The sequence below is a fragment of the Halomonas sp. RT37 genome, from assembly GCF_040070525.1.
Lineage (GTDB): Bacteria > Pseudomonadota > Gammaproteobacteria > Pseudomonadales > Halomonadaceae > Halomonas > Halomonas litopenaei.
Map to the genome: position 1 here is coordinate 1,862,830 of NZ_CP098827.1, position 15,740 is coordinate 1,878,569.

Here is a 15,740-nt window from a genome sequence, read left to right on the forward strand (position 1 = left end):
GACTGTGCCGTTTTCAATTTCGGGGAGATAGCGATGCTGGCGTTATGGGTGGATCAACTGCTGGGTTTTGCCGCGGGCGCCCTGGCAGCCATTCGGCAGGATGAACGCTATCCGAGCTTGATGAGCTGGGCGCGCGAGGAGGGGCCTGCCTGCGTGGGCGGTGACAAGGCCCTGGCCCAGGCGCTGGCTCCCGAACTGTGGTCCCAGACGCCCCTGGCACGTCTCGACTTCGCCTGTGAAACCCTGGCACGCCCTGGCCGCAACGAGCCTTGCTGGTGCGACTCTGGACGCAAGATGAAGCAGTGCTGCGGTGCCGTCAGCCTGCCCGGTCACCTGCCGCCTCATCTGATGTGGATGCTGTCGCTGCGCGAGTGGAAAGGGGAGACGCTGAAGGCTGCCCTGGCCAGTGGTCGCGCCCCTGCCCAGGCGCTGTTGGAGGCGGGGCTGATCGCCGCCGAATCGGGCCAGCGAGGACGTGCCCAGCAGATCCTCGAGTCACTGTTCGACAATGCCGACTGGGAGCGCCTGCCGGAACAGGCCGAGCCCGCCTTCGAGATCCTGCTGGACCTTTTCCAGGAGCGCGGTTTCCACCGCAAGCGCGAGGCGCTGCTGGACGAGGTGCTGGAGCGGGGACCGATGTTCCTGCGTGGCGTGGCGCTGGAGCGGCTGTGTCTGATGCACCTGGACAACGACGATCTCGACAGTGCTCGCTCGGCCTTCGTGCGTGCCCAGCAGGCCCTTCCCGATTCGCCGACCCTGGCCTATATCGAGGCCATGCTGCTGCTCCACGAAGGTCACGACGAGGAAGCCATGGAGCGCTCGCGCTTCTGGCTGCGGCGGCTGACCCGCCAGGGTGATCTCGACCCCGACCAGCTGCAGTTCCTGGCCGACCTGGCCGACAACCCCGGCGCCACCCTGGCCGATCAGCTGCTGTGCGCCGAAGAGGATCTCGGTGAGCCCCTGGTGGGTCTGCAGACCCTGCTGGCGGAGTTGCCGCCGCCCCCGCCGATCAAGGTGGTGGAGGAAGACGGGCAGTTGCTGTATCGCTCCACGGCGCGGGAGGACACGCTGTTCGCAGCCTTCCAGGAGGGTTTTCAGGTCGACGTGGATCCGGATGCGCCGATGGGCTTTCTCGGAGATCCCTGGTTCAATGCCGCAGCCTGGTTGCCGGCGCTGTGTGCCAACCCCGAACAGCTTGATTCACCGGCGGTGCTGCAGTCGGTGTCGCTGGCGCTGACCAGCCGTTTTGGCAGTCTGCCGTGGATGGCGCCGAGTCTGTTCGAGCCCCTGGCCGAGCGTCTCGAGCGCTGGCTGTTGCAGATTCGTCAGAGTGGCGACGGCGCCTTCCAGTGGGACCAGGAAGACAACGCTCAGCTGCTGCGGGCGGGGCTAGCACTGGTGGTGGGCATGGAACGTGGCTCCCGCCAGCACTCGCGGGAACTGGCCGAGTTGCTGCTGTCGCTGGACGAGCAGGACAGTCTGGGGCTGCGCGAGCTGGTGCTCGACCAGTTGCTGCGCGAAGGCCGCGACGACGAGGCGCTGGAGATCAGCCGCCAGGCCCTGGAGGTCGGCCCTGCCGATGACGAGACGCCGCTGCTGGGCATGTACATGGGGCAGGTGCTGGCGCTGTACCGACTGGGCCAGCTCGACGACGCGGCCCTGGCATTGGAAAGCGCCCAGCGCCACAACGCCCACGCGGTGGCGCTTCTCTGCAGCGACAACCCCAAACGTGGCGCCATCCCCGGCAATGGCCAGCTGGCCGAGCCCGGCACCCGCGCCGAGGCCTGGCAGTACCGTACCCTGATGCGCGATCAGTGGCGCAGCACACCGGGCGCACTGGCCTGGCTGGAAGAGCGCAGCGGACGGCGCGGTTGATCGCAAGCCCCGCTCAAGGGGCGCACTACAAGGCGGGCTCAGCAAGGTGGGATTGGGCACGTGCCTGCGCTGGATGACGGCTCCGACCGAGCCTGGGGGCGCGTAGCGCCGAAGGTCTACTCAGACCCCCAGTTACGGGGCCAAACGCTGAAGCACCATAGAAAAAGAGGGCCGACAATGTCGGCCCTCTTTTTGTTATGCACACTGCATCGATGGCGTCATGGCTTGTCGAGGCTGACGGCGTGATCCCCTGGCTCGCGTACATGGTGTCGCCAGACCCACAGCGCCATCAGGATGGCCGGTACGCCCAGCGCCGAGGCCAGCACAAAGAAGCTCGGGTAGCCCATTCCCTCCACCACCAGCCCGCCAAAGCCCGACAGGAACTTTCCGGGCAGCGTCATCAACGACGAGAACAGGGCGTACTGGGTGGCGGTGTAGGCCCGCGAGGTCAGGCTCGACAGGAAGGCGATGAACACCGCGCTTGCCAGGCCATTGCTGAGATTGTCGCCGACGATAGTGAGCACCAGCAGCGAGTGCTGGGCGCCACTGAGCGCCAGCCAGGCGAACATCAGGTTGGTCAGCACGGTGGCCGTAGCGCCGAGCACCAGGATGCGTCCGATGCCGTAGCGCACCACCAGCACCCCGCCGACCAGCCCGCCGAGGAGACTCATGATGACGCCGAACACCTTGGTCACGGTGGCGATGGTGTCGAGGCTGAAGCCGAGGTCGACGTAGAGCGGATAGGCCATCGAGGCCATCGCCAGGTCGCTGATGCGATAGATGCCGATAAACAGCAAAAGTCCCAGTGCGCCCAGTCCGAAGCGCCCGAAGAAGTCGAGAAAGGGGCAGACCACGGAGCCGATCAACCAGGCGCCGGTGCGCCGGACCCATGCGGGCCGGCCGCGGCTGGCGCGCAGGAAGGCGCGCACCCGGGGCTCCTTGGCCAGGCGACTGGCCAGCGGTTGGCGCGGCGGCTCGGGACGCAGCAGTACGGTGATCATGCCCACCGCCGTCAGTGCCGCCATGCACTGGTAGGACACCTGCCAGGAGAAGGCCGACGCCAGATACAGCGCCCCTGCACCGGCCATGATCAGGCCGCCGCGATAGCCGATGATGTAGGTGGACGCCATCGCCGCCTGGACCTCGTCCTCGGCCGACTCGATACGAAAGGCGTCGATGGCGATGTCCTGGGTAGCCGAGCCGAAGGCCACCATCAGCGCAAACAGCGCCACCGCGCCGAGCTGGGAGGCCGGGTCCAGCGACGAAAGGCCCAGCAGGCCGCCCATGATCAGCGCCTGGCCGGCAAGCATCCAGCTGCGCCGCTGGCCCAGCAGGCGGGTCAGCAGCGGCAGGCGGAAGGCGTCCACCACCGGTGCCCAGAAGAACTTTATCGAGTACAGCAGTCCAATCCACGAGAAGAAACCGATGGCGGCGACCTCGACCCCGCTGGTACGCAGCCAGGTGGTCAGGGTGGAGAACACCAGCAGAAAGGGAAGGCCCGCAGAAAAGCCCAGAAACAGCATGGCCAGCACGGGTAATCGCAGGTAGACGCGCAGGGCGTCGACCCAGGGATGCTGGCCGGACGAGGTGGGCATGGATAGCCTCCTTGCAGTTGGTCGGCCACAGGCCGCCTTCCGAATGGTAAAATGCGCGCAACATCTCGGTGCGGCTCGACGAATTGTTGCAAAGCCGCAGGGGCGATACCAGCGGTGATCATCAAGGGTCGTCGGCAACGCACCGGGAACCGCGTCAATGACAGGCGATACTGCCGGCTTGGTGGCTGGTGGTGGTTGAGTCTGGAAGGAGTCACATGAGTCACAGCAATATCGAGGCGGGCCTGGGGGGCGATGCCACCCCGCGCTGGTACGTGGTCCAGTGCAAGGGCGGAGAGTCGTTCCGGGCCGCCGAGCATCTGGCCAACCAGGGATACGAGCTCTTTCATCCAGTGCTGGAGGTGCAGAAGAAGCGCCGCAACAAGCTGACCTGGGTCGAGGAGCCGCTGTTCCCCTACTATCTGTTTCTGCGGCTCGACCAGGTCGAGAGCAACTGGCGCCCGATTCGCTCGACCCGCGGAGTGTTGAAGATCGTGACCTTCGGGCTGTCGATGCCGGTGCCGGTCAGCGATGAGCTGATCGACCTGCTGCGCCAGCACGGCGAAGCCAAGGACGACGATCCTGGCCAGCTTTACTTCCGGGCCGGAGAGTCGGTGGAGATCACCGACGGCCCCTTCAAGGACCTCAAGGCGGTGTTCGAGAGCCACAAGGGCGAAGAGCGGGCGATCGTGCTGCTCAACATGCTGCATCGCCAGCAGCGCCTGGAAATGCCCGTCGCCGCGCTCAAGCGCCAGGACTGATGTCGACCCCAAGGAGCCCGAGATGAGAATTTCTCCCCAGTGTGTGGTGCGTCTGCACTATGTCCTGAGCAACCAGCAGGGCGACGTCCTGGACGATTCCTGGAAGCGCGATGAGCCGCTGGAGTATCTGCACGGTCACGGCAACCTGATGGAAGGCCTCGAGCGCGCCCTGGTCGACGCCGAGGTCGGCAGCCGCCTCAGCGTCACCCTGTCCCCGGCCGAGGCCTATGGCATGCGCGACGAGTCGCTGGTGCGCGAGGTGGGGCGCCAGGCCTTTCCCGGCACCGATCTGCGCCCCGGCATGTGCTTCCAGACCCCCGGCGATGCCGGCCCGCAGATCGTCAGCGTGGTGGAGGTCAAGGGGGACAGCGTGGTGGTGGACACCAACCATCCCCTGGCCGGGGAGACCCTGTCGTATCGCCTCGAGGTGCTCGAAATTCGCCAGGCCACCCGCGCCGAACTGGCCAAGGGGCACCCGCTGCCGCCCGGCACCGAGGCCTCCGAGGTGGAGGACCGCAAGGTCCTCTAGGGCTTGCCTGAAAAGTGCCTGTGCTCGTCGACGTTTCGCACAAGGCCCGGTAGCGGTACCTGGAGGCGCTTTCGCTGAAAGGGTGCCACAGACGACGAAAAAGCCGCCTGTTGTAGGCGGCTTTTTCGTAAGAAATGGCGGGCCGATGTCTCATGGCGTCCCTTGACGCAGGTCAGCACAATTCTGGGGCCGACCGGGTACCATGAATTCATCGACACAGAGACAGGAGGGCAGCGCCATGTACGTCGACAACGCCGTCATTTTCGGGCTGGGTGCCGTCGCTCTCTCTGTGGCCTTCATGGCCGGCTGGATCGCTTTTATCATCCGCGACGCTCACCGTCGCAAGCGATAGTCGTCAACCAGCGTCAGGGGAGGGGGAGTCATCCCCCTTTTTCAACCGACCCTTCGGGGTCGGTTTTTTTTTGGTTCATTGCTTCTGAGATCACCTGAACTCGCCAGAATTCCTCTGGACCCGCCTGCCAGGCGCGCCGCGACAAGCCGCGGCGCGCCAGGCGGGGCCTTAAAGGGCGATGCGCTGCTTGAGGAACTCGACGATATCGTCGGCGGGCACCATGGTGGCCTCGCTGTCACGGCGACCCTTGTACTCGAGCTCACCCTTGTCGAGGCTGCGATCGCCCACCACCAGCCGATGGGGCAGGCCCATCAGTTCCTGATCGGCGAAGCGCACGCCGGGACGCAGATCACGATCATCCAGCAGCACGTCGAAGCCGGCGGCGCTGAGTTCGTCGTGCAGGCGCTCGCTGGTCTCGCGCACGCGCTGGGACTTGTGGGCGTTCATCGGCACGATGGCGATCTGGAAGGGGGCGATGGCGTCGGGCCAGATGATCCCGCCCTGGTCGTGGTTCTGCTCGATGGCAGAGGCCACCACGCGGGTGATGCCGATGCCGTAGCAGCCCATCCAGGGGTGAACCGCCTTGCCTTCGTCGCCCAGTACGGTGGCGTTCATCGCCTCGCTGTACTTGCGACCGAGCTGGAACACGTGGCCTACCTCGATGCCGCGCTTGATCGACAGCACGCCCTTGCCGTCGGGTGACGGGTCACCCTCGACCACGTTACGCAGGTCGGCGACCTTGGGCAGGGCCACGTCGCGCTCCCAGTTGATGCCGAAGTAGTGCTTGCCGTCGACGTTGGCACCGGCGCCGAAGTCGCTCATCAGCGCCACGCTGCGATCGATGACGATCGGCATCTCGAGCCCCACCGGGCCCAGCGAGCCGGGGCCGGCGCCCACGGCGGCGCGGATCTCTTCTTCGCTGGCCATGGTCAGCGGCGTTGCCACCTCCTCGAGGTGCTCGGCCTTGACCTCGTTGAGTTCATGATCACCGCGCACCAGCAGCGCCACCAGGCCGCCCTCGTGGCCGTGCACCATCAGGGTCTTGATGGTCTTCTCGATGGGCAGACCGTGCTGCTCGACCAGGGTGGCGATGGTCTTGGCATCGGGGGTGTCGACCAGCCTCAGCTCCTCGGCGGGCTCGGCGCGGCGGGCATCGCTGTCCAGGGGCGCAGGCAGGGCCTCGGCCTTTTCCATGTTGGCGGCGTAGTCGGACTCGGTGGAGAAGACGATATCGTCCTCGCCGGAGTCGGCCAGTACGTGGAATTCGTGGGAGCCGGTACCACCGATGGAGCCGTTGTCGGCGATCACCGGACGGAAGTCGAGACCCAGGCGAGTGAAGATGCGCACGTAGGCGTCGTACATCTTCTGGTAGGTGTCCTTGAGCGAGGCCTCGTCCAGGTGGAAGGAGTAGGCGTCCTTCATGATGAACTCACGCGAGCGCATGACCCCGAAGCGCGGACGGATCTCGTCACGGAACTTGGTCTGGATCTGGTAGAAGTTGGCCGGCAGCTGCTTGTAGCTGGCGATCTCCTTGCGTACCAGGTCGGTGATCACCTCTTCATGGGTCGGGCCGACGCAGTAGTCACGCTGGTGTCGATCCTTCAGGCGCAGCAGTTCCGGACCGTACTGCTCCCAGCGGCCGGACTCCTGCCACAGCTCGGCTGGCTGCACCGCCGGCATCAGCAGCTCCTGGGCGCCGGCACGGTCCATCTCCTCGCGCACGATACGCTCCACCTTGCGCAGGGTGCGAAGGCCCAGCGGCAGCCAGGTGTACAGGCCGGAGGTGAGGCGGCGAATCATGCCCGCGCGCAGCATCAGCTGGTGGCTGATGACCTCGGCGTCGGCAGGAGTTTCCTTCAGGGTACTGATCAGAAGTTCGGTGGCGCGCATGGGTCCGCAGGTTCCTTCACATCGAGTCTGGTAAGCGCTGGAGGCGAGCAGGACAGCAGGCTGTCCCGTCGATGGCCGTCGAGGGGCATCCTCGGCGACTCGCATCCGGCCATGAAAGTGACGTGCATTGTACGGGGAAGGTGTCATGCCGGCAAAAGCAACCGCCACCGTTGGTGGCGACAAGGAGCGACGGGTGGCGAACGTGGTAGGATGCGCATGAGTTTTATCATGCTGGGCAGCGGTCGAGTCGTTGTCGGCACCGCTTTCCGTCATTTATGCCAGATTACTGCAAGAGGAAGTTGTTCATGCTGCGTCCGCCCCGTCTGCTTACCGGCCTGGTGCTTGCCACCACCCTGACCTCGCTCGTCGGCTGCGGCACCGTCTTTCACCCTGAACGCAAGGGGCAGATCAGTGGTCGCATCGACCCGGTGGTGGCGGTGGCCAACGGCGTCGGCCTGCTGTTCTTTATCGTGCCCGGGGTGATCGCCTACGCGGTGGACTTCTCCAACGGCACCATCTACCTGCCGGGTACGGGCTCCGCCAGCGTCGATTCTCTGCCCATGGGCGAGGGACGCGATCTGGCGAGCCTCGAGCGGCTGGTCAGCGAACGTGTCGGTACCGAGGTCAAGCTGAGCGACGAGCTGGTGCGTGTCGAGCAGGTCGAGAGCCTGGATGAGGCCCTGGCCATGGTGCGCATGGCCAGTGACGAGGCGACCCACGCTGGCCGTGGTTTGCCAGCCAATGCCTCGCCAGCCAGTACCTCGCCCGACAGCGTGTCGCTGGACGGCTGAGATCGATCACGCCGGGTGCGCGCGCAGCACCCGGCGGCTGCTCCTGTGGTTCTTCCCTTGTCTTGTGATTCTTCCATCGCCGCCTGAGCGGCCGCCCCCGCAGCATCCTTCCCGCAATCTCTACCGCCCCCGACTCAGCGCCTGCGCTGCAGTCTCAGCACGATCAGCCCCGCCACCAGGCCCCAGAAGGCCGAGCCGATGCCCGCCAGGGTCAATGGCGATGCGGTGATGGCGAAGGTGACCAGCACCGCGTCCAGGTTGTCGCCGTCGCTGAAGGCGGTACGTAGCGCACCGCCCAGGGTGGCCATCAGCGCAAGTCCCGCCACCACCGCGATCATGGCGCTGGGCAGGGCGTCGAACAACGACGCCACCGTCGCCCCCAGGGCGCCCAGCAGCAGATAGCCCATTCCCGCCGCAATGCCGGCGGTGTAGCGTCGCCCAGGCTCGCGGTGGGCCTCTTCGCCAAGGCAGGGGGCCGCGCTGATCGCCGCCATGTTGACGCCGTGGCCACCGAAGGGTGCCATCAGCAGCGACGCCAGGCCGGTGGCCCCCAGGCTTGCCGCCACCGGCGGCGTAAAGCCCGCGCTTCTGACCATGGCGAACCCCGGCAGGTTCTGGGTGGTCAGGGTGACCGCGAACAGCGGTATGCCGATACCCAGGCACACCACAGGATCGAAGGCCGGGGTCACCCAGGCGGGACGGGTCAGACTCACGGCAACACCCGCCAGACTCAAGTCGCCGCGGCCCAGGCACAGCGCCACCCCCGCGGCCAGGACCGTGACGATGGCCAGGCGTGGCGCCAGGCGGCGGCACAGCATCCATACACCCAGCAGAGCCAGCGGCAGCCAGGGGTCCGTCTGCACGGTGGTGAAGACTTCCAGCACGAAGGGCAACAGGATGCCGGCCAGCATGGCCGAGGCGATCGACGCCGGCACCACCGCCATGATGCGCTCGACCAGGCCGCTGGCGGCGACGGCGAGCATCAGCAGCGATGACAGCAGGAAGGCACCGACGGCCTGGTCGAAGGGCACGCCGGGCAACTGGGTCACCAGCAACGCCGCCCCGGGCGTCGACCAGGCGGTCAGCAGCGGCATGCGATAGCGCCAGGACAGCCCCAGCGATGTCACACCCATGCCGATGCCCAGGGCCCACATCCAGGAGCCGATCTGGGCCTGATCGATAGCGGCGGCCTGGGCCGCCTGGAAGATGATCGCGGCGGAACTGGCGTAGCCGATCAAGACCGCGGCGAACCCGGCGGCCAGCGTGGAGGGATGAAGGTCGTCGAGCATCTTCGGGCGATGCGTCTGGCCAGCCTTGGCGGCCAGTGAACTTGGCGAAGCTTTCATGAGACGGTCCAGAAAAAGCCAGGGGAAACCGCGGAGCGGGTACATTGGTGTTTGTGCGTTATAACGTCCAAGGCTAGTAGTGGACGTTATAACGCACAAGCATGCTGAAGTGAGAGAAGAGAGAAGAGACGAGGAACAAGAGAAGAGGAACAAGAGGCAGGAGTCGTGGCGCGTGAGGTGTGGTGTGCAGACCGCAAGCGACGGCGGGCCAGGGGCGTAAACCTTGCGTATACTGGGCCGACCTTTCTGGAGGCCGCCATGCAGGATATTGCCGACCATATCGCCACCACCCTGAAGGGACTGCGCCAGGCTCAGGGCTGGAGTCTCGAGCGTGCCGCTCGCGAAACCGGCGTCAGCAAGGCCATGCTCGGCCAGATCGAGCGTGGCGAGTCGAGTCCCACCGTCGCCACGCTATGGCGCATCGCCAGCGGCTTTCGGGTCAGCTTCTCGTCGCTGTTCGGGAGCCCGACACGGGCCATGGACGGCCCTCTGGAAGAACGGCGCGTGAGCATCGACGATTCGGTATGGGGCAGGGACAGCGCCGGCATGCGCGCCAAGCTGCTGTTTCCCTACGATCCCATGCTGGGTTTCGAGATGTTCGAGATCGAGCTGGCTGAAGGTGCCGAGAGCGCTTCGAGTCCCCATGCGCCGGGGGTGGTGGAGCATCTGGTGGTGGTGGAGGGCGAGCTGGTGCTGGCCATCGACGACGACTGGCATCTGTTGAAGGCGGGGGAGGGGCTGCGCTTCTTCGCCGATCGTCCCCACCTGATGCGCAATGAGGGGCCGGGGACGCTGCGCTTTCACGATGTGATCCACTATCTACCCGGCGCGGCCAGCGACGGTTCCGGTTGAAGCTCGTCCCGTCACGTCGTCAGAGTGCTTTCCGTTGCGCTCCTTGTTCCAATTGCTCCAGCGCCTCGGGTCGATAGCGCTCGAGCAGGGCCCATAGCCTTGCCGCGCTGTCGGCGTCTGGCTGGCCATCGAAGTTCGCCGGTCGAAAGTGCAGTTGGAAGGCCCGCAGGGTGGCGCGACTGGCGTCATCCCACACGCCACTGGCTTCGATCCCGTAGCCCCAGGCGGCCAGCGCCCGCTGCCATTCGATCAGCGCCGGTGGTTCACGCTCGAAGCGGCTGCGGTAGTGGGCGACGCGCGGGGCCTCGGGCCAGGCGCCGATGCCGGCCTCGTGAAGCTTGCGCCAGGGAAAGGCCGGCCCCGGGTCGAGCTTGCGCAGCGGTGCCACGTCGGAGTGCGCCAGCACGTGCTCCGGGGCGATCCGGTGACGCTCGATGATATCCCGGGCCAGCGGAATCAAGGCGTTGAGCTGGTCATCGGGGTAGCTTGCCCAGCGCACCGGACCCTCGGGGGCGTCTAGCTCGCTGCCGACCCAGGGGCGATCGGGCCCCTGGTTGACGATCTCGATGCCGATGGAGGTGTCGTTGAGCCCCACGCGATTGCCCCAGCGGCTGGCGCCGGCGTGCCAGGCACGGCGGCTCTCGGGCACGAGCTGGAACACCACCGGGGTATTCTGCAGGCGTCGTGTGGGCAGCGGCACCAGGTAGTGGCTCGATACCCGGGGTCCGGTCAGGGCGCGCAGTGAGTCGGCCTGGTTCTCGTCGGTGTAGTGCAGGATCAGGAAGTGCACGCGACTATTGTGGCCCCGAGCCGGGTGGCGGTGGTCCACCACATAGCCGTCGCGCGGCTCCAGGGCGGGGCCCCGCTGGATCAGCGCCTCGGTGGCCAGGCCGCCGGCAAGGTCGCAGCCGGCAAGCCCGATCAGTGAAACAAGCAGGGTGCCTACAAGCAGCGCTGGCCTGCGTCGATCGCGGAGATGACCCGGCGGAGTCACGAAGGCCGTGGCGTCTTTCCCTGTCCACTTCGTTGTCCTCCTGGTCAGCCACCCGGTCAGCCACCTGGTCATGCACTTTGGCATCCGTTCTGTCATCCGCCTTGGCCTCCGAGCCACAGTCGCACCAGCAGGCCAAGCACCAGGGTGCTAGTGACGCTGGCCAGGGTTCCCAGCAGCACATACTCGGTCAACTTGCGGTCTCGGCTCTCCTTCAGGTCACCAAAACGCAGCACGGACTTGGCCGCCAGCAGAAAGCCGACGGCGGTGAGTTGGTCGAGCAGGGTCAGGGTCAGTACCAGCAGGCGCTCGAGGATGCCGATGCGGGCGCCGGCCCGATCCAGCGTACCGGGTGCCTTGAGTTGTCGAGCCAGGGGGGCCATGGCCAGGGCGATGGCGACCGCCATGGGCCGGGTGACCAGCAGATAGGCGAGCAGCAGGAGCAGCGAGGACGGTGTACTCAGGTGTGCAAGCATCGCTGTCAGTGGCGACAGGCTACCGACGAGCCACAGCCACACCACCACGATGGTCGCGCCGTGCAGGCCCTGGTCGAGCATGAACAGGCCAAGTTGCCGGGTGGGCCAGCGTCGCGTTGCCTCGGCCTTGGCGGCATCGATCGTCCAGTGGGCGAGCCCCAGCATCATGGCCGCCAAGGTGGCGTTGATGCCGTCGTCGATACCGGCGACAGACCGCAAGGCGCACAGCACAAGCCAGGCAAGGGCAGCATGCACCAGAGCATGCAGTGCCAGACTGGGACTGCGTATGCCGCGGGCCTGTCTATCCGCTACCCAGCGGTCCGGTTGCAGCACGAAGTCGCCAAGCAGGTGCGCCAGCAGCAGGGCCAGTAGAAGCGACAGCGACGACGATGACGCTGGTGCGAGATCCAGGACCAGAGTGTTCATGTGCGCTCCTGCGCCGCCGACGCCAGACAGGCCAGAGTATCGCTCAGCAGTGCCCAACGGGCGGTTTTCAGGCGCTTGTGGACACTGGGCTGGCGGATGCCCAGTCGGCCGGCCATCTCGGCCTGGGTCAGCTCGGGCTCGGCCAGGCTGAGGGCCACCACCTGAGCGGAGGGGCTGGACCAGGCGTCGATCATCTCGTCGAGATAGCGTATCAGCAGCGACTCGGCGGTGGTCCCGGACGGGGCGAAGCCAAGGTGAGCGCCATTGGCGGACAGACCGTCCAGGGCCTGCCCTGAGGCCATGAAGGGGGGATCATCGGCGTCGGCCAGGGGGGCGCCAGGGGCCCAGTCCGCCGGGCCCCGGGCGACGGCGACACGAGTGTCCCAGCGTTCGTGGGCTGGACTCTGGCCGATCAGGCTGGCGCGCAATGCCACCGCCGCCTCAAGGCCCCGGTCGCCCTGGCGGATGGCCAGTTGGAAGCCATCGCCACGAAAGCGGTGGAAGTCGCCGTCGTGGCGTCTGGCCAGGGCCCCGAGGGTGTCATCGAGGCAGCGGTAGAGGGCCTCGCGATCACGTTGACGAGAGGCAATCAGGTCGCCGGTGAGTACAGCGATGATGGGATCGGACATGACGCGGATGGCTCCGTGGTGAGCGCGGATAGCGCTAGAGACCTATTACGCCTATTTATAGCTCTTTTCGGCTATTTTCTCACGAAATTGCCTGATGTGGTTATTGCGGGCGACGGCTAGGTGGTGCCAACTGTCCGGTCCCCCAGCAACACCATGGTCAGCGCGCCAGTTCGCGCATCGCTTCATCCAGTCCCTCCAGCGTCATGGGATACATGCGCTCGTGGATCAGCTCGCGAATCAGCCGGGTCGAAGGAGTGTACTCCCAATAGCGTGGTGGGTTGGGGTTGAGCCAGACCAGTCGCGGGTAGCGCTCGGCCAGGCGCCTGAGCCAGACCCCGCCCGGTTCCTCGTTGAAGTGCTCCACGCTGCCGCCGGGATGGGTGATCTCGTAGGGCGACATCGACGCATCGCCGACCACCACCACCTGATAGTCGGCACCGTAGGTGCGCATCAACTCCCAGGTCGAGAAACGCTCCTTGTGGCGTCGGGCGTTGTTGCGCCAGACGCCCTCGTAGAGGCAGTTGTGGAAGTAGAAGTGCTCCAGGTGCTTGAACTCGGAGCGCGCCGCCGAGAACAGCTCCTCGCAGACGCGGATGTGGTCGTCCATGGACCCGCCCACGTCGAGAAACAGCAGCACCTTGACCGCGTTGTGACGCGGCGGGCGCATGCGCAGGTTGAGCAGACCGGCGTCCCGTGCGGTATCGCGGATGGTGGCGTCGATGTCGAATTCCTCGAGCGCCCCCTGGCGGGCGAAGCGACGCAGGCGACGCAGCGCCATCTTGATGTTGCGCGGCCCCAGCGCCTGGTCGTCGTCGTAGTCGCGAAAGCGCCGCTCGTCCCAGACCTTGACCGCACGCCGATGGCGCGAGCCATCCTGGCCGATGCGTACGCCCTCGGGATTGTAGCCGTAGGCGCCGAAGGGGCTGGTGCCGCCGGTGCCGATCCACTTGTTGCCGCCGGCGTGGCGCTCCTTCTGCTCGGCCAGGCGTTGCTTGAAGGTCTCGATCAGCTTTTCAAGCCCACCCAGCGACTGGATCTGAGCTTTCTCCTCGTCGCTGAGCTGACGCTCGAATTCACGGCGTAGCCATTCGTCCGGGATCAACGCATCGATGGCCGCATCGAGGCCTTCCACCGACCCCATCCAGGTGGCAAAGGCGCGATCGAAACGGTCGAAGTGGCGCTCGTCCTTGACCATCACGGTACGCGCCAGCTGGTAGAAGTCGTCGATATCGGCGAATACTACGCCGGCTTCGACGGCGGCGTGCAGATCCAGCAGCTCGCGCAACGAGACGGGCACCTGGTGGCGGCGCAGGGTGTCGAACAGATCGAGAAACATCAGCGACCCTGACGCCGCACCATGAAGGCGAGGCGCTCCAGCAGAGCGGTGTCCTGCTCGTTCTTGACCAGGGCGCCGGCCAGCGGCGGCAGGCTCTTGGCCGGATCACGCTGGCTCAGGGCCTCGCGGGCGACCTCGTCGGCCATCAAAAGCTTCAGCCAGTCGACCAGTTCCGAGGTCGACGGGCGCTTCTTGAGCCCCGGCGCCTCGCGCAGCTCGAAGAACACCTCCAGCGCCTGGCTGACCAGTCGCGGCGCGATATCCGGGAAGTGCACAGCGACGATGCGCTCCATGGTGGCGCGGTCGGGAAACTCGATGTAGTGGAAGAAGCAGCGGCGCAGGAAGGCGTCGGGCAGCTCCTTCTCGTTGTTGGAGGTGATCACCACGATGGGCCGGTGACGGGCGCGAATGGTCTCTCCGGTCTCGTAGACGAAGAACTCCATGCGATCGAGTTCCTGCAGCAGGTCGTTGGGGAACTCGATGTCGGCCTTGTCGATCTCGTCGATCAACAGCACCACCCGTTCGTCGGCGGTGAAGGCTTCCCACAGCTTGCCCGGACGCAGGTAGTTGGCGACGTTGTCGACGCCTTCCACGCCAAGCTGGGAGTCGCGCAGGCGACTGACCGCGTCGTACTCGTAGAGCCCCTGGGCGGCCTTGGTGGTGGACTTGATGTGCCAGGTGACCAGCCGGGTGCCGAGCGAGGCGGCGAGCTCCTCGGCCAGCAAGGTCTTGCCGGTGCCCGGCTCACCCTTGATCAACAGCGGGCGCTTCAGCGTTACCGCGGCATTGACGGCCTGCTTGAGGGCATCCGTGGCGACGTAGGTGGAAGTCGAGTCAAACGCCATGGGCGAGGATCCTGAATAACGAAGTGGCAACGAAGTGATTTCAAACGAGTGTACGGTAGCCCCGTGGGCGGAACAATCCTCGGCGTCAGCCTTGGGCCTCGTCGTCTCGATACAGGCGAATCAGCGTCGCCGGATCCTTTTCACCCTCGCCGCGGGCGAGCCGGCTGCGCATCAGCTGGGCAGCCAGGGCCGCCATGGGCGTGGCGCTGCACTGGCGATGCCCCTGGGCGGTGGCCATGTCGACGTCCTTGAGCAGGGTACGCAGGTGCCAGCTCGGCGCCTCGAAGTCGCGACTGGCCATGCGCGGGGTCAGCATGCGAAAGGGCGTCGAGTCGGCGAAGCCACCGGCCAGGGCGTCGGCCAAGCGACTGGCGTCGACCCCGCTGGCCTCGGCCAGCGCCACCATCTCGGCGATGGCCGCGGTGGTGCAGCCGACCAGTAGCTGATTGCACAGTTTTGTGACCTGGCCCGAGCCCACCGGGCCCATGTGGGTGATGCGTGAGGCCAGCGGGGCGAGGACCTCTCGGGCCGCCTCCACGTCCGCCCCGTCGCCGCCACACATGATCGCCAGGCTGCCCGCCTCGGCGCCGGCCACGCCGCCGGAGACCGGCGCATCCACCCAGCTCACGCCCGCCTCGCTGGCGGCCTGGGCCAGCTCCCGAGTGGCGGCGGGGTCGGCACTGGTCATGTCGATGATGCGCTGTCCTGGTCGCGCCCGGGCGATGACGCCATCGCTGCCGAGCATCACTTCGCGCAGCACCTCGGTATTGGCCACGCAGCTCAGGATCACGTCCACCTCCGCGGTCAGCTCGGCGACGCTGTCGGCTACCCGGGCACCGGTGTCGGCGGCCACCGCCTCGGCCTTGGCCCGGGTGCGGTTATACAGCGTCAACGGATGCCCGGCCTCGGCCAGCCGGCGGCTGAGTGGATCGCCCATCAGGCCGATACCGATAAAGCCGAGGTGAGGCAGCGTAGATGATGTGGTCGAGCGGGGAAGCGGCATGACGAACTCCTGTGCAGGGGCGGGTGGTCGTGACACCCCGGTTGGC

At 66.4% G+C, this 15,740-nt stretch carries 15 protein-coding genes; 6 read left to right on the forward strand and 9 right to left on the reverse strand.

Annotation, left to right across the window (positions count from 1 at the left end; genetic code table 11):
• Positions 1 to 33 precede the first annotated feature (33 nt).
• Positions 34 to 1,875 (forward strand): SEC-C domain-containing protein, encoded by a 1,842-nt coding sequence (locus tag NFG58_RS08110; protein ID WP_108447713.1) that lies wholly within the window; start codon positions 34 to 36, stop codon positions 1,873 to 1,875.
• A 218-nt stretch (positions 1,876 to 2,093) separates the two neighbouring features.
• Here the strand turns inward: NFG58_RS08110 and NFG58_RS08115 are convergent, their stop codons facing one another.
• Positions 2,094 to 3,470: an MFS transporter gene (locus NFG58_RS08115; RefSeq protein WP_108447714.1), complete on the reverse strand. Its 1,377-nt coding sequence runs from the start codon at positions 3,468 to 3,470 to the stop codon at positions 2,094 to 2,096.
• Between the two features lie 215 nt (positions 3,471 to 3,685).
• On the opposite strand from NFG58_RS08115, the gene rfaH reads away from it, so the two are divergent.
• The 3 genes from rfaH to ccoM all read left to right on the forward strand — a co-directional run bounded on the left by rfaH (position 3,686) and on the right by ccoM (position 5,109).
• Positions 3,686 to 4,228 (forward strand): transcription/translation regulatory transformer protein RfaH, encoded by a 543-nt coding sequence (gene rfaH / locus NFG58_RS08120; RefSeq protein WP_045994239.1) that lies wholly within the window; start codon positions 3,686 to 3,688, stop codon positions 4,226 to 4,228.
• A gap of 22 nt (positions 4,229 to 4,250) precedes the next feature.
• Complete coding sequence (locus NFG58_RS08125; protein WP_348827921.1) at positions 4,251 to 4,757, forward strand: peptidylprolyl isomerase; 507 nt, start codon at positions 4,251 to 4,253, stop codon at positions 4,755 to 4,757.
• 238 nt (positions 4,758 to 4,995) lie between these two features.
• Entirely contained in the window at positions 4,996 to 5,109 is a 114-nt protein-coding gene (ccoM, locus tag NFG58_RS08130; protein WP_286985057.1) for a cytochrome c oxidase subunit CcoM, read from the forward strand.
• Between the two features lie 168 nt (positions 5,110 to 5,277).
• Here the strand turns inward: ccoM and NFG58_RS08135 are convergent, their stop codons facing one another.
• On the reverse strand, positions 5,278 to 6,999 hold the full coding sequence (locus NFG58_RS08135) for a proline--tRNA ligase (protein ID WP_348827922.1): 1,722 nt from the start codon (positions 6,997 to 6,999) through the stop codon (positions 5,278 to 5,280).
• A gap of 305 nt (positions 7,000 to 7,304) precedes the next feature.
• Between NFG58_RS08135 and NFG58_RS08140 the strand changes: the two genes are divergently transcribed.
• Positions 7,305 to 7,790 (forward strand): hypothetical protein, encoded by a 486-nt coding sequence (locus NFG58_RS08140; protein ID WP_348815839.1) that lies wholly within the window; start codon positions 7,305 to 7,307, stop codon positions 7,788 to 7,790.
• 134 nt (positions 7,791 to 7,924) lie between these two features.
• Here the strand turns inward: NFG58_RS08140 and NFG58_RS08145 are convergent, their stop codons facing one another.
• Positions 7,925 to 9,136 (reverse strand): benzoate/H(+) symporter BenE family transporter, encoded by a 1,212-nt coding sequence (locus tag NFG58_RS08145; protein ID WP_083970565.1) that lies wholly within the window; start codon positions 9,134 to 9,136, stop codon positions 7,925 to 7,927.
• Between the two features lie 258 nt (positions 9,137 to 9,394).
• Between NFG58_RS08145 and NFG58_RS08150 the strand changes: the two genes are divergently transcribed.
• On the forward strand, positions 9,395 to 9,988 hold the full coding sequence (locus tag NFG58_RS08150; RefSeq protein ID WP_045994260.1) for a helix-turn-helix domain-containing protein: 594 nt from the start codon (positions 9,395 to 9,397) through the stop codon (positions 9,986 to 9,988).
• 19 nt (positions 9,989 to 10,007) lie between these two features.
• Here the strand turns inward: NFG58_RS08150 and NFG58_RS08155 are convergent, their stop codons facing one another.
• The 6 genes from NFG58_RS08155 to NFG58_RS08180 all read right to left on the reverse strand — a co-directional run bounded on the left by NFG58_RS08155 (position 10,008) and on the right by NFG58_RS08180 (position 15,694).
• Complete coding sequence (locus NFG58_RS08155) at positions 10,008 to 11,054, reverse strand: N-acetylmuramoyl-L-alanine amidase (protein WP_348827923.1); 1,047 nt, start codon at positions 11,052 to 11,054, stop codon at positions 10,008 to 10,010.
• Positions 11,055 to 11,074: 20 nt separating this feature from the next.
• Positions 11,075 to 11,881, reverse strand: a complete 807-nt coding sequence (locus NFG58_RS08160; protein WP_348827924.1) for a DUF3307 domain-containing protein — start codon at positions 11,879 to 11,881, stop codon at positions 11,075 to 11,077.
• A complete protein-coding gene (locus tag NFG58_RS08165) occupies positions 11,878 to 12,510 on the reverse strand; it encodes a hypothetical protein (RefSeq protein WP_348827925.1) in 633 nt (210 codons plus the stop codon). The genes NFG58_RS08160 and NFG58_RS08165 overlap by 4 nt, the downstream gene beginning before the upstream one ends.
• 157 nt (positions 12,511 to 12,667) lie before the next feature.
• The gene (locus tag NFG58_RS08170; protein WP_348827926.1) at positions 12,668 to 13,846 is read right to left on the reverse strand and encodes a VWA domain-containing protein; all 1,179 of its coding nucleotides are present in this window, start codon (positions 13,844 to 13,846) and stop codon (positions 12,668 to 12,670) included.
• Positions 13,846 to 14,691, reverse strand: coding sequence for a MoxR family ATPase (locus NFG58_RS08175; protein ID WP_108132724.1), 846 nt, complete (start codon positions 14,689 to 14,691; stop codon positions 13,846 to 13,848). The genes NFG58_RS08170 and NFG58_RS08175 overlap by 1 nt, the downstream gene beginning before the upstream one ends.
• 85 nt (positions 14,692 to 14,776) lie before the next feature.
• Positions 14,777 to 15,694 (reverse strand): NAD(P)-dependent oxidoreductase, encoded by a 918-nt coding sequence (locus NFG58_RS08180; RefSeq protein ID WP_348827927.1) that lies wholly within the window; start codon positions 15,692 to 15,694, stop codon positions 14,777 to 14,779.
• Between the last annotated feature and the right edge of the window lie 46 nt (positions 15,695 to 15,740).